This window comes from Streptomyces sp. NEAU-174, from assembly GCF_052665095.1.
Genome location: NZ_JBQTCE010000011.1, coordinates 270143 through 294317, shown reverse-complemented (window position 1 = coordinate 294317; position 24175 = coordinate 270143). Strand labels below are relative to the sequence as shown.

Here is a 24175-nt window from a genome sequence, read left to right as displayed (position 1 = left end):
AGGACTGCCTCTTGATTAGCCTTACGGATATCACCTTACGAGTGTCACCTTAACGGGTACAAGAGACTTTGAACCCGAACGACGACTACCGGAGGAGCCACGCTTGATAAACCGTCAGAGGCACGTGGCATTCACGCGGATGTACCATCCACCACCAACGTGCAATGAGCCCAGATGAGGGAGCTCGTAGTGGACACTCCTGCCGAGAGCGCCAACTTGAAGTCCCAGTACGCGGCTCAGGTCGCGGCCGACCTGGAACGCAACTCCGCCGAGCACGAACGCCTCAGCGCCGAAATCGCGGCGCTGCAAGAGCAGTTGGCGGTGCTGGAGGAAAACCGGGCGCTGCTGCTCAGCATGCGGCAGACCCTTGGTGACGATGGTACCGGTGGCGCCACGGAGAGCGGTGGCGGCAGTGGCTCCGGGGAACCGGACGCGCAACGAGAGGTCGCGGCGCTGTCCGCCACGCGGAAGGCGAGGAAGAAGGCCAACGCGGCCGGTGGCAAGAGGAAGAGGGCGGAGTCGGACGGAGGCCGTCCGCGTCGTCAGCGGGTGCGGGGATCGGGGGTGCCCACGCTTCGGGAGCTGGTGAGCAATGACCTGGCCCAGCACGGTGAGCCCCGTTCGGCGGCAGAGGTGACCGCCGCGCTGAGCAAGGCTCTTCCGGAGCGTGAGATCAAGATCACGGTCGTGCGCGGCACTCTCGAATCACTCGTCGCCAAGGGGCAGGCACACCGCACCAAGCAGAAGAAGTCCGTCTTCTATTCGGCGGCCACCACGGATGCGGCCGCCGATGCGGGCGAGACCGGCGAGGCGCGCGCTTCCTGAGGTGCCAAGGAAGATGCCACGGAAGGTGCCACGGACGACAAGGGGTCAGCGCAGGTGACGGGCGCCGCGGCGCTCCCGGAGCAGGACCCGCGCGGTGGCCGGTAGCGGCGGACGGGCGGGGGCGCGGAGAAGGCCCGGGCCCTTGGTGGCGGCTGCCGTGGTCGTGAGGAGCTCGATCTCGATCATGGCGCGGAAGAGCGGTCGGCCCTCGGGCGGTGCGAGGCCGACCATGCTCCGGCTGGTGGACAGGCACTCACGGGCCTCGCCGAGCAGGTGCGCCAGAAGGCCGCGGATCGCGGTGGTGTCCCGGGCGTTCTCCAGGTCGGCGCGGGTGACACCGTGAGCGTCGAGCGTCTCCCGCACCAGATTCAGGCGCCCGTCGGCGAGGTCCTCGGCCAGGTCGTTGACGAAGTCCAGGCGCTGGCTGCCGTCGATGTACATGCGGCACGCCTCGCGGTAGTCCGGTGCGGGGTCCTCTCCGGCGATCAGGCCCGCGATCAGCATGAACGCCGGGAGAGCGTAGGCGTCGACGTAGCGCTGGTAGTCCGCTTCGGTGGCGAATCCGGTGAACTCCAGTTCCATGGCGGCCGCGTCGAGGAAGTCCTCGACCCGGCCGCGCATCCCGGGGTGCGCGGAGACGGTGTGCAGCAGCGGCCGTACGGCGGGATCCGCGCTTTCGCCACCGGCCAGGCCGTCACGCACCTCCTTCACCCACTTCGCGCAGGCCCCGGCTCGCTCCGCGACGGGGCCGCTGTCGAGGAGGGTGTCGGTGTGGTGCATGAAGGCGGTGGCCGCGATCACATGTGGCAGCAACGGCGGAGGCAGCAGCAGACGCACGGCGAGGTAGGAACTGCGCCGGTAGCCCGCGACCAGTTTCCGCTGCCGCGTGTAGTCCTCCCGCAGATCGGGATCGCTGACCCCCGCGGCATCCAGCGCCCTGTCCCACAGGCCCATGCCCGACCCTCCAGCTTCCTCGGTCTTCCGGCGGCCGACCGCCAGAAAACTACGCGGGCCGGCCGGCCCTGAGCCGCGTCGTCAGGTGATCTCGCCTGGCGCCGCGGATGCCAAGCGTGCCACCGGCGGCAGCGGTGAGTGCTGCGGCGAGGCCTGGAACGCCTGGATCACGAGCGCGGCGAAGCGCCGGGAAGCCGCCACCCGGGCCGCCTTCGACGAGGTGTGGATGCCCCTGTTCGCCATCAGCATCAGGACCAGGTCGTCCAGGACGAAGTCGGGGCGCAGATGGCCGGCGTCCTTGGCGCGGTGGGCCAGTTCGGCCATCGATCTCAGCGCGTACGCGCGCTCCGCGGCGAAGTCCATCGCATCGGGGAAGGTCGACATGAAGGCTTCGGTGAAGCCCCGGCTGCGGGCGTGCAGCTCACAGGTCTTCTCGATCACGAGGCAGAAGCCGCGCCACGGATCCGGCTCGCCATGCCCCTCGTCGACGATGGCGCGGCATACGCGCATCTCGTCCCTCAAAGCTTCGGTGGCCAGCATCTGCTTGGTCGGGAAATGGCGGTACAGCGTGGCGGGGCCGACCCCGGCGTGCCGGGCGATCTCCCGCATCGGCACCTTCAGCCCCTCGGTGGCGAACAGCGCGCGGGCCGCGTCGAGGATGCGCTCCCGGTTGTCCGAGGCGTCGGAGCGCAGCGTGTGAGGCAAACGGTCGGTCACCGCTCTCACTTTAGCCAAGTGGACGGGGGCGTCCGTTAGCGTCCCTCGGGCCGGTTCCGATCGCTCCCGTCGAGCCCGTCGAGCCCGTCGAGCTCACTGATCCCGTCGATCCCACCGACCCCATCCATCCCAGAGCAAGGAGACGACCTTGAAGGCAGTCGCGATCCAGGCGTTCGGGCCTCCCGAAGGTCTGGCGGTGATCGACCTCCCCGTCCCGACTCCCGCCGCCGGACAGGTGCTGATCGCCAATGAGGCGATCGGTGTCGGCGGCTCCGACGCCGTGATCCGGCGCGGCACTCTCGCCGCCTATGGCTTCCAGGAAGGCCATATCCCCGGCAGCGAGGTGGCGGGCACCGTGACCGCGGTCGGCGACGGCGTCGATACGTCATGGGTCGGCCGACGCGTATGGGCGTTCACCGGCGTGGGCGGCGGCTACGTGGAACAGGCGATCGCCGCGGTCGAGGAGATCCTCCCCCTCCCCGCGGGCCTCTCCGCCGTCGACGCGGTGACGCTGGGAAGCTCCGGAGTCGTGGCCCACTTCGGTCTGTCCCATGCCCACTTCGCTCCCGGCGAGTCGGTGCTGGTGCGGGGCGCGGCCGGTAGCCTCGGGATCATGACGGTCCAGCTCGCGGCGCGTGGCGGCGCCGGGGCGGTGGCGGTCACGACGTCGTCGGCCGAGCGTGGCGATCGGCTGCGCAAGCTCGGCGCCACCCATGTGCTGGACCGCTCCGGCGCGGGAGGCGACGACGCTCCCTCCGGCCATGACGTCATCATCGACATCGTCGCCGGTGCGGACTTGCCGTCCTTCTTCGCCAAGCTCAATCCGAACGGTCGCATGGTGGCCGTCGGCGCGGTCGGAGGCATGCCACCGCAGGACTTCGGCATGACGATGATGGCGGCGTTCCGGAAGTCCATGTCGTTCGCCACGTTCAGCTCCGACACCGTGGCCGAGTCCGATCGTCGTGCCGTGCGGACCGAGCAGTTCGACGCCGCGAGCCGCGGCGAACTGCACACGGTGGTGCACGAGCTGCTGCCGTTGGAGCAAGCCGTGTTGGCGCACCGGAAGATGGACACCGGCGAGGTGTTCGGCAGGATCGTACTGACACCGTAACCCGCGATGCGATACCAGCGACCGTGGGTCACATGGCACCGTACGTATCCCGGGGGATCTTCCCGGTCAGGTGTGGGGAGGGCGCGTGGCACCGGTGAACGGGCAGGGCGACGGCGGCACGTGGCCCGCGGGGCTGGACGAGGCGATACGTACCACCGCGGCCGACATCGCCGCCACGCTGCGCGGCGCATCCGACACCGGGGCTCCGGTGCCCGGGTCGCGGTGGACGGTCGGGGAGGCGGCTGCGCATCTGGCGCAGGCCAATGAGCTGATGGCACACCTCGCGGACGGCAAGGAGCGCGGCTACGGGGACGGCACACCGCAGGGGCTGGCGGAGGCGAACCAGCGCGCGCTCGCCGCGTTCGCCGAGCGCCGGGCCGAGCCGCTGGCCGCCATGATCGTGGAGCAGGCCGAAGCTTTCCTCCAGTCCGCGGCCCGGCCCGCGTCAAACACGTCAACCGCGTCACCCACGTCATACGCGTCACACGGCGAACTGGTCACGCCGATGGGCCCGATGAGCCTCGACGTACTGGGGTCGTATCTGCTGACCCATATGCTCGGCCACGGCTATGACCTCGCCCGTGCGCTGGGCCGCCCGCACATGCTCAGCCGGGCCCGGGTCGAGCTGACCCTGCCCTTCCTGATCACGGCCATGCCGCGGGTGCTCGACACCACGGCCGCCGCCGGGCTCACCGCCCGCTACGCCATCCGCCTGAGGGGTGGCGCCTGTTTCGGCGCCACCTTCACCGACGGCGCGGTGACCGTCACACCCAGCCCGCCGAGCCGCCCGGACTGCACCATCCTCACCGAGCCCGCGGCCTTCCTCCTCATGGCGCTGGGCCGTCTCGGACCGTGGAGCGCCGTCGCCACGGGCCGCGTCCTCACCTGGGGCCGCAGGCCCTGGCTCGCACCCCGCTTCCCCGCGCTCTTCTCCCCGCCCTGATCCACCCCGTGGCTCAGGTGGCGCAGGACGGATGACCCCAGCCGTCGGAGTTCTTGCTGATGCTCTCGCCCTTGGCGTAGGGCGTACCGCAGCGGCACCGGCCGGGGAACTTCGCCTTGATGGACCCCTTTGAGCCGGTGCTCTTCTTCGCGGCGGTGCTCCGCCCCCGCCCCTGCGCCGCCGCCGTACGCGGGCGGGCCGCGCCACCACGACCGGCCGGGCGCGTCCCCGTCTGGGCCTCGGGCGGTGGCAGGGCGGAGCCCAGCGAGGTGCCCACGGGCTGCTGGGTACGGGCCGTGTGGCTGGCCGCCCGGTCGGCGGCGGCGTTGAACGGGTCGCCGTCGATCTGGTGCGCCGGAACGTACACGAATTCCACCGTGCGGCCGTCCAGCAGCTCGTCGATGCGCATCACCAGCTCGCGGTTGGCCACCGGCGACCCCGAGGCGGTCTTCCACCCCTTCCTCCGCCACCCGGGCAGCCATGTGGTGACCGCCTTCATCGCGTACTGGGAGTCCATGCGCACCTCCAGCGGCACGCCCGCGTCGGTGGACTCCAGCAGCTCGCGCAGCGCGGTCAGCTCGGCGACATTGTTGGTCGCGGTGCCCAGCGGCCCGGCCTCCCAGCGCTCCACCTCACCGTCCGTACCCGCGATGACCCATGCCCAGGCCGCGGGCCCGGGGTTTCCCTTCGATGCCCCGTCACACGCGGCGATGATCTGTTCAGCCATACGCCGATACTGCCAGCTCCGCCGATCAGGCCCGACGGCAGACCCGTCGGCCGGCCCCCTCCACGGCCCCAGGGCGTTCACCGGATTCACGCGGAACGGGCACATCGCGTACACGCGTTCGGGCGTCACACATGCGAGTCTCCGAGAGCTTGTGCCTTGAACATCCGTACCCGCGGCGCCAGTTGGCGGTCCGGGTACTCGTCTCGGAGAGGACACCCCCCACATCATGTCCACTCATCGCGCGCGCCGGTCACGGCGCCTTCCTCTGCTGGCCGTCGTGGCCGCGGCCGGTGTGGCCGCCCCTTCGGTCGCCGCCGCCAACACACCGGCCACGGCGGACACCACCCGGCCCACGGCCGTGCAGGCGCCCGACGACTACTACCAGGACGCGACGGGCAAGAGCGGCCCGGAGCTGAAGGCGGCGCTGCACACGATCATCAGCGAGCAGACCAAGCTGTCCTACGACGAGGTGTGGGACGCGCTGAAGTCCACGGACGAGGACCCGGACAACCCGTCGAACGTCATCCTCCTCTACTCCGGCCGCTCCCAGGCCAAGGACGCCAACGGCAGCGACCCCGACGACTGGAACCGCGAGCACGTCTGGGCGAAGTCGCACGGCGACTTCGGCACGGCCACCGGGCCCGGCACCGATCTGCACCATCTGCGCCCGGCCAATGTGAAGGTGAACAGCACCCGCGGCAACAAGGACTTCGACAACGGCGGCGAGGAGGTGCCCGACGCCCCGGGCAACCGCACCGACGACGACTCCTTCGAACCGCGTGACCAGGTCAAGGGCGATATCGCCCGGATGATCCTCTACATGGCCGTCCGCTACGACGGAGACGACGGCTTCCCCGACCTCGAGCCCAACGACAAGGTCGACAACGGTTCCGCGCCCAACATCGGCCGTCTGTCCGTACTGAAGAAGTGGAGCGCCGAGGACCCGCCCGACGACTTCGAGAAGAACCGCAACGAGGTCATCTACGACAGCTTCCAGCACAACCGGAACCCGTTCATCGACCACCCGGAGTGGGTCGACTCCATCTGGAAGTAGTCCAGCAATCGACCCTCCCCCTGCCCCGGTGCGAAGGCGCGTCGGGGCGGGGGCGCCGGTCCTGTGGTAGGCAGTCCTCGTGCGTATCCTCCTCCCCCTGCCCGACCGGGACTTCGACGTCACCGAGGTGGCCGTGCCGTGGAAACTGCTGACCGACCTCGGCCATGAGGTGGTGTTCGCCACCGAACACGGCGACGGTCCACCCGCGGCCGATCCGCTGCTGCTCACCGGAGTGCTCTTCGGGCAACTCGGCGCGGAGCCCGAGCCCAGGGAGTTCTACGGGCAGCTGACCGGCGAGGCCGCCTTCCGTCGCCCCGTGGCCTGGGCGGACCTCCGGCCCGAGGCGTACGACGGGCTGATCCTGCCCGGCGGCCACGCGCCCGGGATGCGCCAGTACCTCGGCTCCGGCCTCCTGCGCGAGAAGGTCGCGGAGTTCTGGCGGCTGGACCGCCCGGTGGGTGCCATATGCCACGGTGTCCTCGTCCTGGCCCGCACCCGCGCCCCGGACACCGGCCGCGGCCTCCTCGCCGACCGGCGCACCACCTGTCTGCCCGGCTACATGGAGCGGACCGCGTACTACCTCACGGCCTGGCGCCGTGGCCGCTACTACCGCACGTACCCGGCCTACGTCCAGGACGAGGTCGTGGCCGCTCTCGACGACCCCGCCCAGTTCGAACGCGGGCCCATCGAGCTGCGGCGCCGTGGCACGGCCACCGACGACACCCCCGCCTTCGTCGTGAGGGACCGCAACTACCTCTCCGCCCGCTGGCCCGGCGACGCCTATCTCTTCGCGCGGCGCTTCGCCGCGATGCTCGCCTGACCGGCGCGCCCATCAGGGCGGTCCCTGCATGGCCAGCCGGAGCAGGGTGGTGGCGAGGACGTCGACACCGTGGGCGCACGCTTCGGGGGTGGAGTACTCGCGGGGGTTGTGGCTGATCCCGTCGTACTCACCGCGTACGAAGACCATCGCCGTGGGGCAGAGCGCGGCGATCTCCTGGGCGTCGTGTCCGGCGCCGGAGAGCAGGGAGAGGTGTTCCAGGCCGTGGTCGTCGGCGGCCTGGGCGATGACCTTCTGGACGCGCTCGTCGAAGTCATGTTCGTTCTCCCATGGGGGTCGGATGCGGATGGGGGTCAGATGTCCGCGGTGGTGGCGACGGGGTTGGCCGCGGCGCCCTCCGTGCTCAGCAGCACCACGGTGGAGGCGGGGCCGAGGCCCAGAGCGGCGCGGCGCTCGTCGGCGCCGTCGCCGGTGAGCGCGGCGCGCAGCCCGGCGAGTGAGGCGGCGCCGCAGGGGCCGCTGGAGATGCCGAACCGGGCGAGGTCACCCGCCGCGCGGGCGCTCGCGGCGTCGGGGATGGCGATGGCCGCGTCGAGACCGTCGCGCAGATGGGGCCAGGCGATGCTGGAGGGGGTGCCGCAGTTCAGTCCGGCCATGATGGTCTCGCCGGTGGTGACGCTGACCGGTTCGCCACGGGTGAGGCTCTCGATGACGCAGGGGGCGGCCGTGGGTTCCACCGACAGCAGCGCCGTGGGCGGCCCGCCCGGACGGCTGCGGTAGTGGGTGACGACGGCGTGGGCCAGCGAACCCACGCCCATCGGGATGGCGATGAGGCCGGGTGTCCCCGCTCCGGCGGCCGCGAGTTGCTCGTCGATTTCGGCACAGAGGGTGGAGTAGCCCTCGACGATCCAGCCCGGTATCCGTTCATAGCCGGGCCAGGCGGTGTCCTGGACCAGGAACGCACCCGGTTCGGCGGCCGCCTCGGCGGCCTGGCGCACGGCCTCGTCGTATGCTCCCGTGACCTGGGAGACCTCCGCCCCTTCCGCGGCGATGGCCGCCACGGCCTCCGGATGGACACCTCGCGGCACGAAGATCCGGGCACGGTGGCCGAGCAGACGCGCCGTCCGGGCCACGGCGCGGCCATGGTTGCCGTCGGTGGCGGTCACCAGGACGACGGATGCGGTGGCATCGCCGCGTGCGGCCCGCGCGGCGAGGGCGCGGTGCACGGCCCATGACGCGCCCAGGGCCTTGAAGGCGGGCAGGCCCAGACGGCACGACTCGTCCTTGACGAAGACCCGCCTGACCCCCAATTCGACAGCCAGCGGCGGGAGTTCGGTCAGCGGGGTGGGGGCGTAACCGGACAGGGAGGCGTGGAAATCCCGTACCTCGGTGGGGGCGGGCGGACAGGTCCAGCCCCTTGCGGCGGGGCGGGCGAACCACGGCGGCTCGGCGGTGGAGGAAGCGTATGCGGACACGTGGCCAGCGTGCGGCCCGCACCTCCCATCGGTCCAGCGAATGTTTCCCATCTATATTCATCGGCAGAACCGACGAATGGTGAGCCCTTCACGGCAATTGAGCCCTGCACAGGGAGGAGAGCGGGAGCCCCGTGTTCGACCTGCACCGACTGCGTCTGCTGCGCGAGCTCAAGCACCGCGGCACCCTCGCGGCCGTCGCCGCGGCCCTCTCCTACAGCCCGTCGTCCGTCTCCCAGCAGCTGTCCCAGCTGGAGGCTGAGGTCGGTGTCCGGCTGTTGGAGCCGGTGGGCCGGCGGGTGCGGCTCACCGAGCAGGCGGAGATCCTCGTCGCCCATACCGAGGCGGTGCTGGAGCGGTTGGAGCACGCCGAGGCGGACATCGCCACTTCCCTCACCGATCTGACCGGCACCCTGCGCATCGCCTCGTTCCAGACGGCCACTCTCGCCCTGAGGGCCCGGCATGCTGAGCCTGCTGCGCGACCGTCATCCCGGCCTGCGGGCGCACATCACGCAGATGCCACCGGAGACGGCCATCCCCGCGCTTCACGCCCGCGATTTCGACCTGGTCGTCGCCGAGGAGTACCCGGGCAACCCCAACCCGCGGCCGCCCGGCCTGGAGCAGGAGGATCTGCTCGATGACCCCCTCCACCTCGCACTGCCCGCACCGGCCGGTGGGCGGAGCGACACCGGGCCCGGCCCCAAGGGCGGCCCCACGGCTTCGTTGCGCTCGCTTGCCGGCCATCCCTGGGCCATGGAGCCCGAGGGCACGGCCGCCCGCCACTGGGCCATGACCCTGTGCCGGAACGCCGGTTTCGAGCCCGATGTGCGGTTCGAGACCACGGACCTCCTGATCCACCTCCGCCTCGTCGAGCAGGGCCACGCCGCCGCCCTGCTCCCCAGCCTCGTATGGAACGGAGCGCCCCCGACCGTCGCGCTGCGACAGCTCCCCCGGGGCTGGCGCACCCGCCGTGTCTTCACCGCCGTACGCCGGGGCCGCACCAGGCACCCAGCGATCATGGCCTGCCGCCACGCGCTGCGGCAGGCGGCCGCGGACGGTGGCCACCTCGGCCGACGGGTGAAACGAAAGTCGTCGGCCCCCGACCGCGGACGGTCGGGGGCCGACGATGAGTACGCTCAGGCTCAACGGCCCTTAGTCGTCAACGCACTTGGGGTACTTCGAGCCACGGTTGCAGTCGTGGTAGTCGTACTTGCTGACCCGGAACTTCTTCTCCTCGCCGCCCTTGGCCGGATCCACGACCAGGTAGAACTTCTTCCCGTCCTTGACCTTGTCGGTGACGGTCCCGTCAGGGCCCCGATCAAAGTCCTGTGCGCACCCGGCGAGTGTGAGGGCTGCTGAACATGCCAGGAGGGCAAGGGCAAGGCGACGCATGTCGTGCTCCGATCAACGTGAGGATTGCGAGACAGTCTAGGGGGCACCGGATCATGGCCCGGCCAGGGGTGGCATTCGCTCATCCACGGGGAAACGCCTGGTGGATGGCGGCGGGAAAGGGGACATCCTGGAGGCGGCGCAGCCGCTCCTCACGGCCCAACTGCTCGCGTACGGCGCCCGCGAGCCGCTCGGCCGCCGCGTTGAGCTCCGGGCCGGAACGGTCGCCCCACAGGATCCTGGACCGGCGGTGGCGCACGATGGCGTGCACCGCCAGCCACGCGCCGTACGTGGCCAGTACGATGCCCACCGCCCCGAGCGTCGGACCGGGCAGCGCGGGCGCGTTGCCGCCATCCCGCGTCCAGAGGAGCAGACTCGCGCCCACCGCCGTCGAGCAGCCCGCGAGCAGCAGCTGGCCTATGAGCCGACCGCCGGTGAACGGGTGGTGGCCCTCGTTGGAGTGGATACCGCCGTGGATGGTGTGCGCCTGGATCACCGTGTGCGCGGTGCCCGAGAACCGCAGGGGGCGCCCTTTCGGACGCTCCCTGTGGCTCATCCCCCCGCGCGGCCCGGGCTGGTGGCTAGGGGCGGATGTAGGGCCGGGTGATGATCTCCATGTTGTGGCCACTGGGGTCGTCGAAGTACGCGCCACGGCCGCCGAAGAGATGGTTGATCCGGCCGGGGTCGGTGTGGTGGGGATCGGCGTAGTAGGTGACGCCGACCGCTTCCAGGCGGGCGATCATGGCGTCGAACCGCTCATCGGGCACGAGGAACGCGTAGTGCTGCGGCTGTATGGGCTCGTCGCGCTTCTCGTAGTAGTCGAGTGTCACGCCGTTGCCGAGATCGACGGGCAGAAACGGGCCGAACGGGGCTCCGGCCTCCACCCCCAGAATCGCGGCGATGAACTCGGCGGACAGCGCCCGGTCGTGGGCGTAGACGGCGGTGTGATTCAGCTGGACGGCGGTGGCCGTGGACTCGGAGTCGTGCTGGGGCTGGGCGTGGTGTGACATCTGTGGTGGTGTCTCCGCATCGTGGAATCCGTTGGAACAGGCGCCACACGGACGGGCGCCAGGAGGAAGGACACGGAGGAAGGGGCGGGCCTCTGGCCCGCCTCGGGCTCACGCCGAGGCCGGGCGCCTCACTCGTGCGTGGCCCATGGCCGACCCGGCAGTCACATCGCCAACTCTAGCAGCGCCCGCGTGTCCGGCCCCAGCGGTCCGTACCCGCGCCGGCTCCGCGCCGCGCACAAGCCCATCCGCGACCCGGGCACCTGGTCACTCCCCCGGCGGCGCCCGGGAGGGCGAGCGCCATCTCCGATGAGCGCCATGTCCGATTTCCGCCAGCACGCCTCCCCTCCCATGGCGCACAGTGGAGGTGTGATGAGCGACGACAGCAGGTACGAGGCGGTGTGCAGCCGCGACGCGCGGTTCGACGGCGAGTTCTTCTTCGGTGTCGCCACGACCGGGATCTACTGCCGGCCGAGCTGCCCCGCCACCACACCCCGGCGCAAGAACGTCCGGTTCTTCCCGACCTCGGCCGCCGCACAGGGCGCCGGGTTCCGGGCCTGCCGCCGCTGCCGGCCGGACGCCGTGCCCGGCTCCGCCGACTGGAACGCGCGGGCGGACGCCGTCGGCCGTGCCATGCGGATGATCGGGGACGGGGTGGTGGACCGGGAGGGGGTGTCCGGGCTCGCCGCCCGGCTCGGGTACAGCGCCCGGCAGGTGCAGCGGCAGCTGACCGCCGAGCTCGGTGCCGGGCCGGTGGCGCTCGCCCGCGCCCAGCGCGCCCACACCGCGCGGATCCTGCTCCAGACCACCGCGCTGCGGGCCTCGGAGATCGCGTTCGCGGCCGGGTTCTCCAGCGTCCGGCAGTTCAATGACACCCTGCGCGAGATCTACGCCGCCACCCCCACCGAGCTGCGCGCCGCCCGGCCGGAGAAGGTCGCCCTGTCCGGGCCCACGGGGGCGCCCGGCGGGGTGCTGGGGACCAACGGTGGGACGAACGGCGGAACGGCCGGAGTGCCGCTGCGGCTCGCCTACCGCGGTCCGTACGACACCACCCAGGTCTTCGACTACCTCGCCCGGCGGGCCCTCACCGGCCTGGAGGAGATGGTGGGCGCGCCGGGCGCCCGTACCTACCGCCGCACGCTGCGGCTGCCGCACGCGTGCGCCATCGTCGAGGTCGACGAACGGCCCGGCGACGGCTGGCTGGAGTGCCGGCTGCGCCTGACCGAGCTGCGCGATCTGACCACCGCCATCCAGCGGATCCGGCGCCTGTTCGACCTGGACGCCGATCCGTACGCGGTCGCCGAGCGCCTCGGCGCCGATGCCGCGCTCGCGCCCCTGGTGGCCGCGCGGCCGGGGCTGCGTTCGCCGGGCGCCGCCGACCCGCATGAGCTCGCCCTCCGCGCCGTGCTCGGCCAGCAGGTCTCGGTGGCCGCCGGGCGGGTGCTGGGCAATGGGCTGATCGCCGCGTACGGCAACCCCCTGGAGCGGCCGGACGGCGGGCTGACCCATCTCTTCCCGCGCGTGGAGGATCTCGCCGAGGCGCCGTTCGCCGAGCTCGGCATGGTGGAGAGCCGGCGCGCCACGCTGCGCACGCTCGCCACCGCGCTCGCGGACGGCACCGTGCGGCTGGACGCGGGCGCCGACCGCGACCGGACCGAGAAGGAGCTGCTGGGGCTGCGCGGCATCGGCCCCTGGACGTCCGGTTACATCAGGATGCGGGCGCTGAGCGACCCCGATGTGCTGCTGGAGTCGGATGTCGCCGTACGGGCCGGGGCCCGGGGCGCCGGAGCCCATCTCGAGGACTCCGAGGGCTGGCGGCCCTGGCGCTCGTACGCCATGCACCATCTCTGGAACGCCCCGCGGCCCCGGCCCGCGTGACCCCGCCGGGTCGGGACCCGCCTGGAGACACCCGCCTGGAGACACCCGCTGGGAGACGCCCCCGAGAGCCACCGCGTCCGCCAACTCCTCGACGCGACCGTCCCGATGACAGCACGGTGAGATCGATGACCCCGGCGTGAAGAACGCCGACCCATTCTGAAACCCCGGTCCGCCGCCGCTTTACGACCCCTTTTTGCCGCTGAGAGCGTGCGCAGCGAGCACTCTCGACGAGCGTGAACTGGGGGAGATCGTCAATGGGACGCAGAAGAGGGCGCGTCGTCCAGGGGATCCTCGGTGTGGGGGCCCTGCTGGGTGCGCTGCTCGGGATCCCGCAACAGGCCCACGCCGATCCCGCGCCGCCTCAGCCGACCGTCTGCAAGCCGTGGGTGGTCATCTCCGCCTACGGCGCGGACGCCTCGGCCGGGCCGGGGGCTCCCTGGGGGAGCCCCGTCAACAGCCAGTACATCGGCGGGATCACCAAGGCCCTGAAGGCGAAGGGCATCGGCACCGCCGCCCGTGATCCGGACGGCAATCCGCAGGCGGACGACGCCGTGGACATCCGCAATCTCTCCTACCCCGCGAACGCGTTGCAGTACTGGCCCTGGGAGCCGGGCTACAACGAGTCGCTGAGGCTGGGGAAGGAGAAGCTCGCCCAGGAGGTGAGCTGGTACAACACGAACTGCGGCAAGGGCACCAACCTCATCCTGCTCGGATACTCCATGGGTGCCCATCTGATGAAGCAGGCGATGCAGGATCCGCTGCTCCAGGCCAACCAGGAGGCCGTGGCCGCCGTGGTGAACGTGGCCGATCCCAGCCGGAGCAACGGCCAGGCAGGGATGGCGCAGAGCGGTCAGATGCGGACGGTGACGCCTGACTTCGCCCCGGCCGAGGCCCAGCCGGCCGACGGCGGGCTGCTCCAGCGGGCCACCGTGCCGGAGACCTTCTCCGGTTTCCTCGGCGACGGCCGGTACCACGACATCTGCCGCGCGGACGACCAGTTCTGCAACCGCCCCGGTCAGACCCTGCCCGGGGACTGGGTCGACATCGCCAAACGGGCCGCGGACAGCGAGGGACCGCACGGCGACTACGCCCGTGGCGCCGATTCCACCGGCGCCCAGGCGGTGGAATCGGCGCTGACGCACCAGGCGGAACGGAACACCGTGCCTCCGGGGCCGCCACCGGCCCCCGGAACCGGTGACACCAACCCGCCGGACCTTCCACCGCCCCCGCAGGGGCGGCCGGACGACCCTCCGGCGCCGCCGAACGACCCGAACGACAAGTCGTGCGCACCGCACGGTGACACCGACGCGACGGGCGCCGCGGCCATCAAGGAGGCGTGCGCGGTGGTCGGCGCGGACACCTGGTACACCTGGGGCGGCGGCCACGGGGTGAATCCGCCGGGGGCCACCTTCGGCCATGTGGACTCCTCGGACCCGGAACGGAGCAGAAACGACCCGGACCGCAAGGGCTTCGACTGCTCGGGGTTCGTCCGCTACGCGTTCTACAAGGCCACCGGCTATGACGTGCTGGGCGATCGCACGGCGGAGCAGATGTACAACGCCTCGTGGCCGGTGCGGATGACGGCGGGGCAGGGCGAGGGCGCGCTGCGCCCCGGCGATCTGGTGTTCTTCGGCACCGAGGGCAATATCCACCACACCGCGATCTATCTGGGCAACGGGCAGATCGCCGAGGCCCCGCAGTCCGATGAGAAGATCCGGGTGGCCCCGCTGCGCAGCCATGACGACTACACCGGTGCCGTGCGGATCAGTGGCGCGGGTGGTGGCGGCGGTGGTGACGCGCCCCAGTCCACCTGGGGCACCAATGTGCGCACCCACACCGAGCCGTCCATCGGCTCCGCGGTGCACTCCACCTTCCCCGGGCCGACGGGGATCCGCGTCGACTGCCAGCGGCGTGCCGAGCGGGTCACCTCCGAGGGCTACTCCAGCGATGTGTGGTCGCATCTGCCGGACGACGGCGGCAGTTGGGTCAGCAACATCTATGTGAAGGGGCCGGAGTGGATTCCGGGTGTCCCGGCGTGTGACGGCGATCCGGGTCAGGGCCAACCGCCCGGTGACGGCGCCGGATCTCAGCGCCAGACATGGGGCACCGATGTCACCCTGCGCAGTGGTCCGTCCTCGAAGGCCCAGGCGACGGACGCGCTGGCGAAGCCGACGACGGTACGCGTCGACTGCCAGGCGCGGGGCGAGGAGGTCACCGCGGACGGTGTCACCAACAACGCGTGGGCCCATCTGCCGGACCGCAACGCGTGGGTGTCCAACATCTACGTCCGGGGCGGCGCCTGGCTGGAGGGCATTCCCGAATGCGACACCGACCAGGGCGGGGGCTACGGCGACAACGTCGACTTCCGTAACACCTGGGGCGATGACGTACGGGTCCACCGGGACCCCGCACAGGGCTCACCGGCCGTGACCACGCTTCAGAGGCCCAGCCAGGTGCGGGTCCAGTGCCAGGTCCACGCGGAGCAGGTGACGGCCGAGGGCTACACCAACGACGCCTGGAGCTATCTCTCCGACCGCCAGGGATGGATCAGCAACATCTATCTCAAGGGCGGTGCGTGGCAGGACGGTGTGCCACTCTGCGCGCCGGGCAATCCGCCACCGGGGAGGTGACCGGGGTCAGCCGGCGGTCGCCTGGGAGGTGACCGGGGTCAGCCGGCCGCCAGGTCGCGCACCGTGCGCAGCCCGGCGGTGACATCCGCGATGGTCGCGCAGTCGCCCACCGCCGCCCCCGAGGGCAGGACGAGGTCCGTCGGGGGCCGGCGGGTGGCGACGGCGTCGGCCAGGTCGGACAGCGCGGCCCGCAGCCGGGCCGCGAGGGCGGGATCGGGCTGCGGGGCGCCCTGGTCGAGCCGTACGCCGCAGGCCGTGACCGCGTCCACGATCTTCTCCAGGGCCAGCACCACCGGCGCCCAGGCCGCCAGGTCCCGGCCGAACGGCGGGTGTTCGGCACTGGCCACCTCCACCGAGCGGCGGGCGTCGGCGAGCGCGCGGTAGGCCTCGCGGCGCAGCCGCAGCCGGGTGGCGTACGGCGCCTCGGCGGTGAGCACCCGGTCGAGGTGGTCGCGGGTGGCGCGGACCGCGAGCGACAGCCGCACCGACACCTGGGCGCGCGGGCCGCCGAGCCCGGGCAGCGCCCCGGCGGCCAGAACCACGCCACAGGCCAGGAGCGTATCGGTGAGCCGGGTGAACCCGGGGTCGGTGTCACCGCCGAGGTAGACCAGGGAGAGCAGCAGCGGGGTGAGCACGGCGGTCTGGAGGGCGAAGTGGCGTACGGAGACGGGGATCAGCGCGGAGCAGACCGCCGCGACGGCCACCGGCCAGACGCCGGGGTCGCCCGCGCCCGGGGCGAGCAGCGTGGCGAGGCCGCCGAAGACGGCCACGCCCACGGCGGTGCCGAGGGCGCGGGAGAGGGCCCGCGAGACCAGCGGGCCCATGTCGGGCTTGACCAGGAAGGCGGCCGTGGCGGGGAGCCAGTACCAGTGCGCGCCCGGCAGTTGCTGGGCGAGGGCGGTGCTGACGCCCACGCACAGGGCCACCCGGGCGGCGTACTCCCGGCCCGCCGGACCGAGCGCGCGGCGCAGCCGCTGCCGGTGGCCGGGGACCACCGCGCCGACGGGCGGCGCCGGTTCGCCGTCGAACACCCGCGCGGCGAGCAGCACGGCCCGGTGCATGGCCACATTGCCCGCGGTGTCGGGCACCGGGGCGGGCAGCCGGCCCGGCGGCAGTCCGGTCCGTACCGAGCGGGCCAGTTGGGCGGGGGTGCGCGCGATGCGCTCGGGTACGGGTTGGTCCTCCCACAGGAGGGTCAGGACGCCCTCGCTCAGCGCTCCGGCCACCGCCAGCCGGTCACGCGACCGCCGCTCCTCCTCGTCGACGCGGTGCAGGGGGAGACGGTGGGCGTAGAGGGCTTCGTACGCCGCGTCGTAGGCGGCGGTCAGCCTGCGCCGGGCGGCCTGGCCCTCGTCGGTGCCGACCGCGGTCATCAGGCCGGCCAGGGCGTCGTACACGGCGGCCACCGCCTCCCGTTCACCGGAGGGCGCGGCCTGGCGCGAGGGGATGACCCGGGGCAGCAGGGCGGCCATGGCGATCACCCACGCCGCGCCGATGAGCAGCAGCCCCGCCCGGACCGGCGGGGCTACGGGGAGGGGCATGCCCGCCCCGACGACGGCGAGCACCATCAGCTGCACCCCGGCGGAGGAGCAGACCGGGCCGATGGCGCTCATCGCACCGGAGACCAGTCCGACCGCGGCGAGGGCGAGCGCGATCCAGTTGCCGAGGCCCAGCGTGCCCAGCCAGGCCCCGGTCAGCAGCCCGAGGGCCCCGGCGAGAGCGGGCAGGCCGATGCGCACGACGCGGGTGGCACGGGTGGCCGGGCGGTCGTTGATATGGGCGAACATCGCCCCCAGCCCGGCGAGCATCCCGAACGAGGTGTGTCCCGACGCCACGCCGACGGCCACCACCGGTCCCACGCCGAGGGCCCCGCGGACCACGGCCGCCCAGGGCACGGGCCCCCGCAGGGCCCGCACTCCGCGCAGGGGGTGCGTCAGCCAGTCGGGCGGTGTGCGGAGCGCGCGCAAGGATCCTCCGTGAGGTGGAAATCGTGGGGCTCTTCGAACCGTACGTGAGCAATGCGGAACTTTCGTAACCTGCGTATTTCCGCCATGTGAGCCGCTGATGCCCCACCCCGCGCGAAAACCGCCCCCGGCCCGTGGACCCGGGTATGACCTGGTGTTTTGTACAGTCTTCCCGGACCGGCCGGTCGGCCTGTTCGGGGTGCACATGCCAGGCTCATATGTCTCGCTCCGTGGCCAGCTTCTTGCGGAGCGTGTTGTGCTGGGTACGCGGGAGAACTAGCCTCCCTTGCGCCCGTTACCGAACATTCGTCTGGTAACCGCCTTCCGTTGATCCCCAGTGCCGGAGAACGCCATGCAGGTGACCTTGCATCAGGACAAATGCGTCGCCTCGGGACAGTGCGTCCTCGCCGCCCAGGACGTGTTCGACCAGCGGGACGAGGACGGTCTCGCCGTACTCCTCGACGACCGTCCGCCGGCGGAGCTGCACGACGACGTCCGGCACGCGGCCGCCGTCTGCCCCGCCCTGGCGATCGCCCTGGCCGACTCGTGAGCGCACCGCGGAACGTCGTGATCGTGGGTGCCTCGGTCGCGGGGCTCACCGCGGCCGTCACACTGCGCACCGAAGGGTACGACGGAAGGCTCACCCTCATCGGCGACGAGCCCCACACCCCCTACAACCGCCCGCCGTTGTCCAAGCAGATCCTTGCGGGCACCTGGGAGCCGGACCGGATCAAGCTGCGCACCGACGAGGAGCTGTCCGCCCTCGACGCGCGGCTGCTGTTCGGCAGCTCGGCCACCGGACTGGACACCGCCGCCCGCCGGGTGGTGCTGGACGGCGGCGCCAGCGTCTCCTACGACGCCCTGGTCATCGCCACCGGTGTCACCCCCAACAGCCTGCCCGGCGCCCACCATCTGGCCGGGGTGCATCTGCTGCGCACCCTCGACGACGCCCTCGCCCTGCGCGCCGATCTGCGCCGCAAGCCGGGGGTGAGGGTGGCGGTGGTCGGCGCGGGCTTCCTCGGCTCGGAGGCCGCGGCGGCGGCCCGCAGGATGCGGCTGGACGTCACCATGATCGACCCCCGGCCGGTGCCGATGCGGCGGCAGTTCGGCGATCGGATAGCCGCCCTGGTCGGGCAGTTGCACAAGAAGAACGGGGTGTCCATGCGCTGTGGCACCGGGGTACGGCGGTTCTTCGAGTCCGGCGGCCGGGTGACCGGTCTCGAACTCACCGACGGCACACTGCTGGACGCCGATGTCGTGGTGGTCGCCATCGGCTCCGTCCCGGCGATCGGCTGGCTGGCCGGATCCGGCCTCGAGCTGCGCAACGGTGTCGAGTGCGATCCCACCTGCCGCGCGGCGCCGGGCGTCTACGCGGCCGGTGATGTCGCCTCCTGGCACAACAACCACTTCGGCTGCCGGATGCGGCTGGAACACCGGCTGAACGCCACGGAACAGGCACGGGCCGTCGCCCACAACGTGCTCGGCGAGAACCAGCCGTTCGCCCCGGTGCCGTACTTCTGGACCGATCAGTACGACGCCCATATCCAGGCGTACGGCATCTTCCCCGCCGACGCCGAACTCGCCGTGCTCCACGGCGAGCTCGAGGGCGGCCACTTCGTCGTCGCCTATGGACACCGGGACCGGGTGGTCGGGGTGCTCGGCTGGAACAGCCCCTGCGAGCTGCGCAAACTGCGTCAACTCGTGGTTGACCGGGCACCGTGGGCATCGGTCCTGCCCGCTCCCCAGGCGGTGTGGCCCGGCCGACACCTCTCGGCCAGTCTCCGGTGACCGCGACGTCAATTTCCGGCCATGCGCTCTCGCGACGCTGGCCGGGTGCTGGTCCGTCGTCTTCTCCTTCAACGTGTCGCCGTCGCTCCCGGCCACTGCCGGCTCCTCGGGCTCGCCGGGTCGCTGGCCCTGGCAGCGGGCGGAGCGACGGCCGGAGCGCTACCGGTGGGGGACGCCCTCACCCCTGACTCCGGGAGAGAGGCGCTCGGGCTGATCAGCACCTATTTCGGGCTGGTGCTGCTGATCGCGGCGTGGTGGCTGCTGGGGCGCGAGGTGCGCGGGCCAAAGCCGCCCGGCCCCCGCTTCCTGCTGATCACGCTCGCCACCTGGGCGGCTCCCCTGCTGCCTGGGCCGCCGCTGTTCAGCCGGGATGTGTACAGCTACCTCGCCCAGGGCGCCATGGTGCACGCCCGCATCGACGTCTACACCCACGGCCCCATCCGCCTCGGCGGACCGCTGGCGGACGAGGTGGCGCCGGTGTGGCAGCACACCCCGACGCCGTACGGCCCGGTCTCGCTGGCCTTCGAATCGGCCATCGCCCATGCCTCGCGCGCCGAGCCGTCGCTCGGGGTGATCGGGCTGCGCCTGATCGCGCTGCTCGGGGTGGCGCTGATGGTGCTCGCGCTGCCCGTCCTGGCCCGCCGCTGCGGCACCGACCCGAGCGCCGCCCTGTGGCTGGGCGGCCTCAACCCGCTCCTGCTGCTGCATCTGGTGGGTGGGGCGCACAATGATGCCGTGATGCTCGGGCTGCTCGGGGCCGGGCTGGTGGCCGCGACGGGCCGATGGCCGGCCTGTGGCGCGGTGCTGGTCACGCTCGCCGCCCTGGTCAAGGCCCCGGCCGCGCTGGGGCTGCTGGCGGTCGCCACGCTGTGGGCGCGCCGGGTGGAGGGCCGCAGGCGCCGCGTCGGCGCCGTGGCGGCCACCGCCGCGCTGTCCCTGGCCACCACGGGAGTGGCGACGGCCGTCACCGGCACCGGCTACGGCTGGATCTCCGCGCTCACCATCCCGGCCTCACCGGACAACTGGGCGCTGACCAGCACCCTCGGCCGCGCCACCGGCGCCCTGCTGGAGGCCGTCGGCAGCGGACTGGCGCCGCTGGCCGCGCCCGCGTGGCACGGTCTGGGGCTGCTGGCCACCGCCGTGGCCATCGGGGCCGCCTGGCTGCGCCCGCCCCGCCCCCGGCCGGTGTACGCGCTGGGGCTGAGCCTGATCGCGGTGGCCGTGCTGGGCCCGGCGATCCGGCCCTGGTACATGCTGTGGGGGCTGTTCGTGATCGCGGCGGCCGGCCCCGGCGGAACGGTGCGCAAGGCGGTGGTGGCCGGGAGCGGGGTGCTCACGCTCGCCGTGCTGCCCAATGGGTTCGCGCCGGATTCGCGTCAGCTGACGTACGCCGTGTGCGGGGGCGCGCTGGCGGTGTGCGCGCTGTGGTGCGTACGGCATACGCCGGGGTTCGCCACCAGCAACGCGCTGCCCGCCGTCTCCGGCGGCCACCGATCGGAGCGTTCGGCATGACGGGGCCCACCACATCGCGCGGACGGCTGGTCCTGGCGCTCGCCCTGACCGTGGCGGTGGCGCTGTTCCTGGCCTTCGTCCCGCTGCACCGGCACTGGTTCGACCTCAACGTCTACTACGACGCCGTGGGCCACTGGCTGCGGGACGGCCGCATCTACGACTTCACCATCCCCGGCGCGGACGGGGCGGACTACGGCTTCACCTATCCGCCCTTCGCCGCGCTGTGCATGCTGCCGATGGCCCTGTTCACCTGGCCGGCCGCGATCACCCTGAGCATGGTGCTCAACGTGGCCGCCTCGGCCACCCTGCTCACCTGGCTGATCGGGCCGATCGTCCGGCGGCACGGCTGGAACAAGTGGTTCGCCTTCGTGGTGGCGGCCTGTCTGTTCGTCCTGCTGGAGCCGGTGCGGGACACCTTCAGCTTCGGGCAGGTCAATCTGCTGCTGCTGGTGCTGGTGTTCTTCGACGCCTGGCTGCTGTCCACGGGGCGTGGCCGGTTCGCCGGCTGCGGCATCGGGCTCGCCGCCGCCATCAAGCTCACCCCGGCGATCTTCATCGGCTATCTGCTGATCACCCGGCGGTGGCGCGCCGCCGCGACCGCCACGGGCACCGCCGCGGCCGCCACCCTGCTGGCCCTGGCGGTGGCGCCCGGGGCCTCACGGATCTACTGGACCGAGGCACTGTGGGACACCGACCGGATCGGGGCGCTCTCCTACGTCTCCAACCAGTCGTGGGAAGGGGTGCTGGCCCGGCTGTTCGACCCGGTGCCGCCGAGCGGGGTGGTGTGGGCGCTCGGGGTGCTCGCGGTGCTGGCCGTCTGGGCGCACCGGGTGCGCTGCGCGGTGGCCGTCGGGGACGAGCGGGCCGGGTTCGCGCTGACCGGGGTGACCGCCTGTCTGATCAGCCCGATCACCTGGGTGCACCATCTGGTGTGGCTGATTCCCGCCCTGGCGGTCCTGGTCGACAGCGGCCTGCGGCCGGACGCGCCACCGGCCCGGCGCAGGCTGCTGCTCCAGGTCGGTGCGGTGGTGTACGTGCTGCTGTGCAGCAGTGTGGTGTGGCTGTGGCGGTTCGACTCCACCGGGGTGGACGGCTTCCTCGGCAGCAACACCTATGTGTGGATCTGCCTCGGCCTGCTGATCGCGCTCCCGCTGCGCGGTGCGCGTTCCGCGACGATGCTGGGCCGAGAGCCATATCCGGCACGTATCCCATGACCGACAGGAGTGTCCGGACCGATGCCTGAAGCGATGCCGCGCCCCGCGGAGCAGCCCCTGGACCGGCCCGCGGAGCAGGCGGGGCGCCGGTCGCTGTACCGGCGGCTGCCGCTGCGCCAGATCCTGTGTCTGCTGCCGCTGCTCGTCGTGGCCGTCTGGGTGGTCCAGCACCGGTCGCTGATCGGCTCCGGCGCCCGCCAGATGTTCACCGCCAATCCGTACTGGCTGCTGACGGCGGTGGCGACGACCGGGCTCGGCTGGGTGGCGGTGTCGTTCGCCCGGCAGGGCACGGTGCTGGAGCGGCTGCCGGCCAGGCGGCTGTTCGCCACCCAGTTCGCCGCGGGGGCGGCCAACCATCTGCTGCCGTCGGGGATCGGCGCCAGCGCGGTCAACATCCGGTTCATGACGGGCTGCGGGCTGCCGCCCGCCCGCTCCTCGGCGGCGCTCGCCCTGTACTTCCTGGCGGAGGCCACGGCCCGGGTGGGGTTGCTGCTGGTGCTGCTGGTGGCGTTCCCCGAGGCGCTGCGGCTGAGCCCACTGCTCCCGGAGTCGGTGAGCGGGACGGTGGTGGCCGGGGTGGTGACGGCGGCCGGGGTGCTGGTGGCCGGGGTGGCGCTGATCCGTCCGGTGCGCCGGCTCGTGGTGACGTTCCTGCGCACCGCGCTGGCCGACGCCCGTTCGCTGCACATGCGGCCGTCCAGGGCGCTGGCGCTGTGGGGTGGTTCGCTGGCGTTTCCGCTGCTCCAGGCGACGGGGCTGGTGGCGGTCGCGCTGGCGCTGGAGCTCGAGGTGCGGCCGGCCCATGTGATGCTCGCGTATCTGGCCGCCACGGCGGTGGCCGCCGTCGTGCCCGCCCCCGGTGGTATCGGCTCGGTCGACGCGGCGCTGGTCATCGCGCTGGTGGCGGCGGGGGCGCCGGTCGAGTCGGCCACCTCCACGGTGCTGGCGTACCGCTTCATCACGGTGTGGCTGCCGCTGATCCCCGGGGCGCTGGTGCTGGGCGGACTGGTCCGCTGGAAGATCGTCTGACCCGGCGGGGTCAGGGCCGCGCAGGGTCCGGCGGGGTCAGGGCCCGCGCAGGGTGAGGACGTCATCGGGCCGGACGTCGATGTGCGAGCCGAGGAAGGCCCCCACCCGGTCGAGGGTTCCGCCCAGCCATGCGGCGTCCTCGTGGCCGGTGCGCTCCAGCCGCATCCGCCGTGACCGCAGGGGCACCATGCGCAGGTTCAGCAGCCGGCCCGTGTCCGGGTCCAGTTCGGGGAAGTAGAGCAGCCGCAGATCGTCGCGGTACCGCTCGTAGCCGCCGATGCCCTCGTAGTCGTCGACCATGTCGCCACAGCCGTAGAGGACCAGCTTGCCGCGGTACACCTCGAGGGGGCGGGGGTGGTGGGAGGAGTGGCCGTGGACGAGGTCCACACCGCCGTCGATCAGGGCGTGGGCGAAGTGGACCTGGTCCGGTGAGACGCCGTACCCCCAGTTGCCGCCCCAGTGGACCGAGGCGACGGCGAGGTCGCCGGGGCGCTTGAGCTGCCGTACGCGGACGGTGATCGCGTGCGCGCGGGCGTCCGACAGCTCGGGCAGGAAGTCGACGCCGGACCGGTCCTCCGTCGCGGCCCACCGGCCCGGAATGCCGCTGGAGGCCACGCCGAACGAGAAGACCAGCACCCGGCGGTGGTCCCCGGCCGGGACGGCGGCGGGGCGCCGCGCGGCGGCCGCGTCACGGCCCGCTCCGGCCACCCGGAGCCCGGCGGCGGCCAGGGAGTCGAGCGTCTCGTCGAGCCCGCGCCTGCCGGCGTCGAGCACATGGTTGTTGGCCAGGACGCAGACATCGGGCCGGATCGCGGTCAGACAGGGGAGGTTGTCCGGGCTCATCCGGTAGTGGACGTCCTTCCCCGGGGCGAACTCATCGCTGCGGGTGACGCTCGTCTCCAGGTTGATCACCCGCACCCCGGGCGCCTCCTCGTCCAGCACCGCCAGGGCGTCGCCCCAGGGCCAGGAGAAGTCCACCGGGCGCGGGATCGGGCCGTTGGCCTCCTCGGCCAGCTCCACATAGGCCCGGGAGTCCCGGATGTAGGGCTCGTGGAGCTCCGGATCGCCCGGATGCGGCAGGATCTGGTCGACCCCGCGGGCGAGCATCACATCGCCGCAGAGGAACAGCGTCACCGCCGGGTCGTGCATACCTCAACGATAGGCGCGCGTCGCCATGAGTGAC

The 24175-nt window shown here is 72.2% G+C and carries 22 protein-coding genes and 1 pseudogene; 13 read left to right on the top strand and 10 right to left on the bottom strand.

The genetic code is table 11. The features are described 5' to 3' along the window. The first annotated feature begins 174 nt into the window (after positions 1-174). Positions 175-825 carry a hypothetical protein gene (locus ACT2CW_RS30185; RefSeq protein ID WP_445518905.1) on the top strand — a complete coding sequence of 217 codons (651 nt, stop codon included), beginning with the start codon at positions 175-177 and terminating at the stop codon, positions 823-825. Between the two features lie 45 nt (positions 826-870). Here ACT2CW_RS30185 and ACT2CW_RS30180 read toward each other — a convergent pair whose 3' ends face one another. Both ACT2CW_RS30180 and ACT2CW_RS30175 read right to left on the bottom strand, forming a co-directional pair. After that, positions 871-1779, bottom strand: coding sequence for a squalene/phytoene synthase family protein (locus tag ACT2CW_RS30180; protein WP_445518904.1), 909 nt, complete (start codon positions 1777-1779; stop codon positions 871-873). Between the two features lie 81 nt (positions 1780-1860). Continuing rightward, on the bottom strand, positions 1861-2496 hold the full coding sequence (locus ACT2CW_RS30175) for a TetR/AcrR family transcriptional regulator (RefSeq protein ID WP_445518903.1): 636 nt from the start codon (positions 2494-2496) through the stop codon (positions 1861-1863). A gap of 148 nt (positions 2497-2644) precedes the next feature. On the opposite strand from ACT2CW_RS30175, the gene ACT2CW_RS30170 reads away from it, so the two are divergent. Together ACT2CW_RS30170 and ACT2CW_RS30165 are read left to right on the top strand one after the other, a co-directional pair. Beyond that, the gene (locus ACT2CW_RS30170; protein WP_445518902.1) at positions 2645-3607 is read left to right on the top strand and encodes a zinc-dependent alcohol dehydrogenase family protein; all 963 of its coding nucleotides are present in this window, start codon (positions 2645-2647) and stop codon (positions 3605-3607) included. 85 nt (positions 3608-3692) lie between these two features. Continuing rightward, the gene (locus ACT2CW_RS30165) at positions 3693-4550 is read left to right on the top strand and encodes a maleylpyruvate isomerase family mycothiol-dependent enzyme (RefSeq protein ID WP_445518901.1); all 858 of its coding nucleotides are present in this window, start codon (positions 3693-3695) and stop codon (positions 4548-4550) included. A gap of 13 nt (positions 4551-4563) precedes the next feature. On the opposite strand, the gene ACT2CW_RS30160 is transcribed toward ACT2CW_RS30165, so the two are convergent. Then, the gene (locus tag ACT2CW_RS30160; RefSeq protein WP_445518900.1) at positions 4564-5277 is read right to left on the bottom strand and encodes a ribonuclease H family protein; all 714 of its coding nucleotides are present in this window, start codon (positions 5275-5277) and stop codon (positions 4564-4566) included. A 226-nt stretch (positions 5278-5503) separates the two neighbouring features. Between ACT2CW_RS30160 and ACT2CW_RS30155 the strand changes: the two genes are divergently transcribed. Continuing rightward, positions 5504-6331, top strand: coding sequence for an endonuclease I family protein (locus tag ACT2CW_RS30155; RefSeq protein WP_445518899.1), 828 nt, complete (start codon positions 5504-5506; stop codon positions 6329-6331). A gap of 79 nt (positions 6332-6410) precedes the next feature. Next, positions 6411-7151 (top strand): type 1 glutamine amidotransferase domain-containing protein, encoded by a 741-nt coding sequence (locus ACT2CW_RS30150; RefSeq protein WP_445518898.1) that lies wholly within the window; start codon positions 6411-6413, stop codon positions 7149-7151. Positions 7152-7163: 12 nt separating this feature from the next. Here ACT2CW_RS30150 and ACT2CW_RS30145 read toward each other — a convergent pair whose 3' ends face one another. Both ACT2CW_RS30145 and ACT2CW_RS30140 read right to left on the bottom strand, forming a co-directional pair. Beyond that, positions 7164-7451 carry a M20/M25/M40 family metallo-hydrolase gene (locus tag ACT2CW_RS30145; protein WP_445519006.1) on the bottom strand — a complete coding sequence of 96 codons (288 nt, stop codon included), beginning with the start codon at positions 7449-7451 and terminating at the stop codon, positions 7164-7166. 11 nt (positions 7452-7462) lie between these two features. Next, entirely contained in the window at positions 7463-8584 is a 1122-nt protein-coding gene (locus ACT2CW_RS30140; protein ID WP_445518897.1) for a diaminopropionate ammonia-lyase, read from the bottom strand. A gap of 131 nt (positions 8585-8715) precedes the next feature. Here ACT2CW_RS30140 and ACT2CW_RS30135 point away from each other — a divergent pair. Continuing rightward, positions 8716-9634 (top strand): annotated as a pseudogene (locus tag ACT2CW_RS30135) (LysR family transcriptional regulator); the annotation flags it as partial. A 99-nt stretch (positions 9635-9733) separates the two neighbouring features. On the opposite strand, the gene ACT2CW_RS30130 reads toward ACT2CW_RS30135, so the two are convergent. The 3 genes from ACT2CW_RS30130 to ACT2CW_RS30120 all read right to left on the bottom strand — a co-directional run bounded on the left by ACT2CW_RS30130 (position 9734) and on the right by ACT2CW_RS30120 (position 10980). After that, entirely contained in the window at positions 9734-9973 is a 240-nt protein-coding gene (locus ACT2CW_RS30130) for a hypothetical protein (RefSeq protein ID WP_138913007.1), read from the bottom strand. 79 nt (positions 9974-10052) lie between these two features. Next, the gene (locus ACT2CW_RS30125; protein ID WP_445518896.1) at positions 10053-10466 is read right to left on the bottom strand and encodes a hypothetical protein; all 414 of its coding nucleotides are present in this window, start codon (positions 10464-10466) and stop codon (positions 10053-10055) included. A gap of 85 nt (positions 10467-10551) precedes the next feature. Beyond that, positions 10552-10980: a VOC family protein gene (locus ACT2CW_RS30120; protein ID WP_182472789.1), complete on the bottom strand. Its 429-nt coding sequence runs from the start codon at positions 10978-10980 to the stop codon at positions 10552-10554. Between the two features lie 369 nt (positions 10981-11349). Between ACT2CW_RS30120 and ACT2CW_RS30115 the strand changes: the two genes are divergently transcribed. Then, a complete protein-coding gene (locus ACT2CW_RS30115) occupies positions 11350-12855 on the top strand; it encodes an AlkA N-terminal domain-containing protein (protein WP_445518895.1) in 1506 nt (501 codons plus the stop codon). A gap of 254 nt (positions 12856-13109) precedes the next feature. Next, positions 13110-15485 carry an NlpC/P60 family protein gene (locus ACT2CW_RS30110; RefSeq protein WP_445518894.1) on the top strand — a complete coding sequence of 792 codons (2376 nt, stop codon included), beginning with the start codon at positions 13110-13112 and terminating at the stop codon, positions 15483-15485. A gap of 38 nt (positions 15486-15523) precedes the next feature. Here the strand turns inward: ACT2CW_RS30110 and ACT2CW_RS30105 are convergent, their stop codons facing one another. Then, positions 15524-17452, bottom strand: a complete 1929-nt coding sequence (locus ACT2CW_RS30105) for an FUSC family protein (protein ID WP_445518893.1) — start codon at positions 17450-17452, stop codon at positions 15524-15526. Positions 17453-17801: 349 nt separating this feature from the next. On the opposite strand from ACT2CW_RS30105, the gene ACT2CW_RS30100 reads away from it, so the two are divergent. From ACT2CW_RS30100 to ACT2CW_RS30080, 5 genes are read left to right on the top strand one after another with little or no spacing between them, the layout of a single operon-like run. Next, entirely contained in the window at positions 17802-17999 is a 198-nt protein-coding gene (locus ACT2CW_RS30100; protein WP_037957742.1) for a ferredoxin, read from the top strand. Beyond that, on the top strand, positions 17996-19237 hold the full coding sequence (locus tag ACT2CW_RS30095) for an NAD(P)/FAD-dependent oxidoreductase (protein WP_445518892.1): 1242 nt from the start codon (positions 17996-17998) through the stop codon (positions 19235-19237). Before ACT2CW_RS30100 ends, ACT2CW_RS30095 begins: the two co-directional genes overlap by 4 nt. 21 nt (positions 19238-19258) lie before the next feature. After that, positions 19259-20749: a polyprenol phosphomannose-dependent alpha 1,6 mannosyltransferase MptB gene (mptB, locus tag ACT2CW_RS30090; protein ID WP_445518891.1), complete on the top strand. Its 1491-nt coding sequence runs from the start codon at positions 19259-19261 to the stop codon at positions 20747-20749. Further along, on the top strand, positions 20746-21963 hold the full coding sequence (locus tag ACT2CW_RS30085) for a glycosyltransferase 87 family protein (protein WP_445518890.1): 1218 nt from the start codon (positions 20746-20748) through the stop codon (positions 21961-21963). Before mptB ends, ACT2CW_RS30085 begins: the two co-directional genes overlap by 4 nt. A gap of 21 nt (positions 21964-21984) precedes the next feature. Continuing rightward, positions 21985-22992 carry a lysylphosphatidylglycerol synthase transmembrane domain-containing protein gene (locus tag ACT2CW_RS30080; protein WP_445518889.1) on the top strand — a complete coding sequence of 336 codons (1008 nt, stop codon included), beginning with the start codon at positions 21985-21987 and terminating at the stop codon, positions 22990-22992. Positions 22993-23028: 36 nt separating this feature from the next. Here the strand turns inward: ACT2CW_RS30080 and ACT2CW_RS30075 are convergent, their stop codons facing one another. Continuing rightward, the gene (locus ACT2CW_RS30075) at positions 23029-24141 is read right to left on the bottom strand and encodes a CapA family protein (RefSeq protein WP_445518888.1); all 1113 of its coding nucleotides are present in this window, start codon (positions 24139-24141) and stop codon (positions 23029-23031) included. Between the last annotated feature and the right edge of the window lie 34 nt (positions 24142-24175).

Coding starts and splice junctions, on each gene's coding strand:
- ACT2CW_RS30185 (WP_445518905.1), top strand. CDS start 175: ATGAGGGAGCTCGTAGTGGACACTCCTGCCGAGAGCGCCAACTTGAAG.
- ACT2CW_RS30180 (WP_445518904.1), bottom strand. CDS start 1,779: ATGGGCCTGTGGGACAGGGCGCTGGATGCCGCGGGGGTCAGCGATCCC.
- ACT2CW_RS30160 (WP_445518900.1), bottom strand. CDS start 5,277: ATGGCTGAACAGATCATCGCCGCGTGTGACGGGGCATCGAAGGGAAAC.
- ACT2CW_RS30155 (WP_445518899.1), top strand. CDS start 5,504: ATGTCCACTCATCGCGCGCGCCGGTCACGGCGCCTTCCTCTGCTGGCC.
- ACT2CW_RS30130 (WP_138913007.1), bottom strand. CDS start 9,973: ATGCGTCGCCTTGCCCTTGCCCTCCTGGCATGTTCAGCAGCCCTCACA.
- ACT2CW_RS30120 (WP_182472789.1), bottom strand. CDS start 10,980: ATGTCACACCACGCCCAGCCCCAGCACGACTCCGAGTCCACGGCCACC.
- ACT2CW_RS30115 (WP_445518895.1), top strand. CDS start 11,350: ATGAGCGACGACAGCAGGTACGAGGCGGTGTGCAGCCGCGACGCGCGG.
- ACT2CW_RS30110 (WP_445518894.1), top strand. CDS start 13,110: ATGGGACGCAGAAGAGGGCGCGTCGTCCAGGGGATCCTCGGTGTGGGG.
- ACT2CW_RS30100 (WP_037957742.1), top strand. CDS start 17,802: ATGCAGGTGACCTTGCATCAGGACAAATGCGTCGCCTCGGGACAGTGC.
- mptB (WP_445518891.1), top strand. CDS start 19,259: ATGCGCTCTCGCGACGCTGGCCGGGTGCTGGTCCGTCGTCTTCTCCTT.
- ACT2CW_RS30085 (WP_445518890.1), top strand. CDS start 20,746: ATGACGGGGCCCACCACATCGCGCGGACGGCTGGTCCTGGCGCTCGCC.
- ACT2CW_RS30080 (WP_445518889.1), top strand. CDS start 21,985: ATGCCTGAAGCGATGCCGCGCCCCGCGGAGCAGCCCCTGGACCGGCCC.
- ACT2CW_RS30075 (WP_445518888.1), bottom strand. CDS start 24,141: ATGCACGACCCGGCGGTGACGCTGTTCCTCTGCGGCGATGTGATGCTC.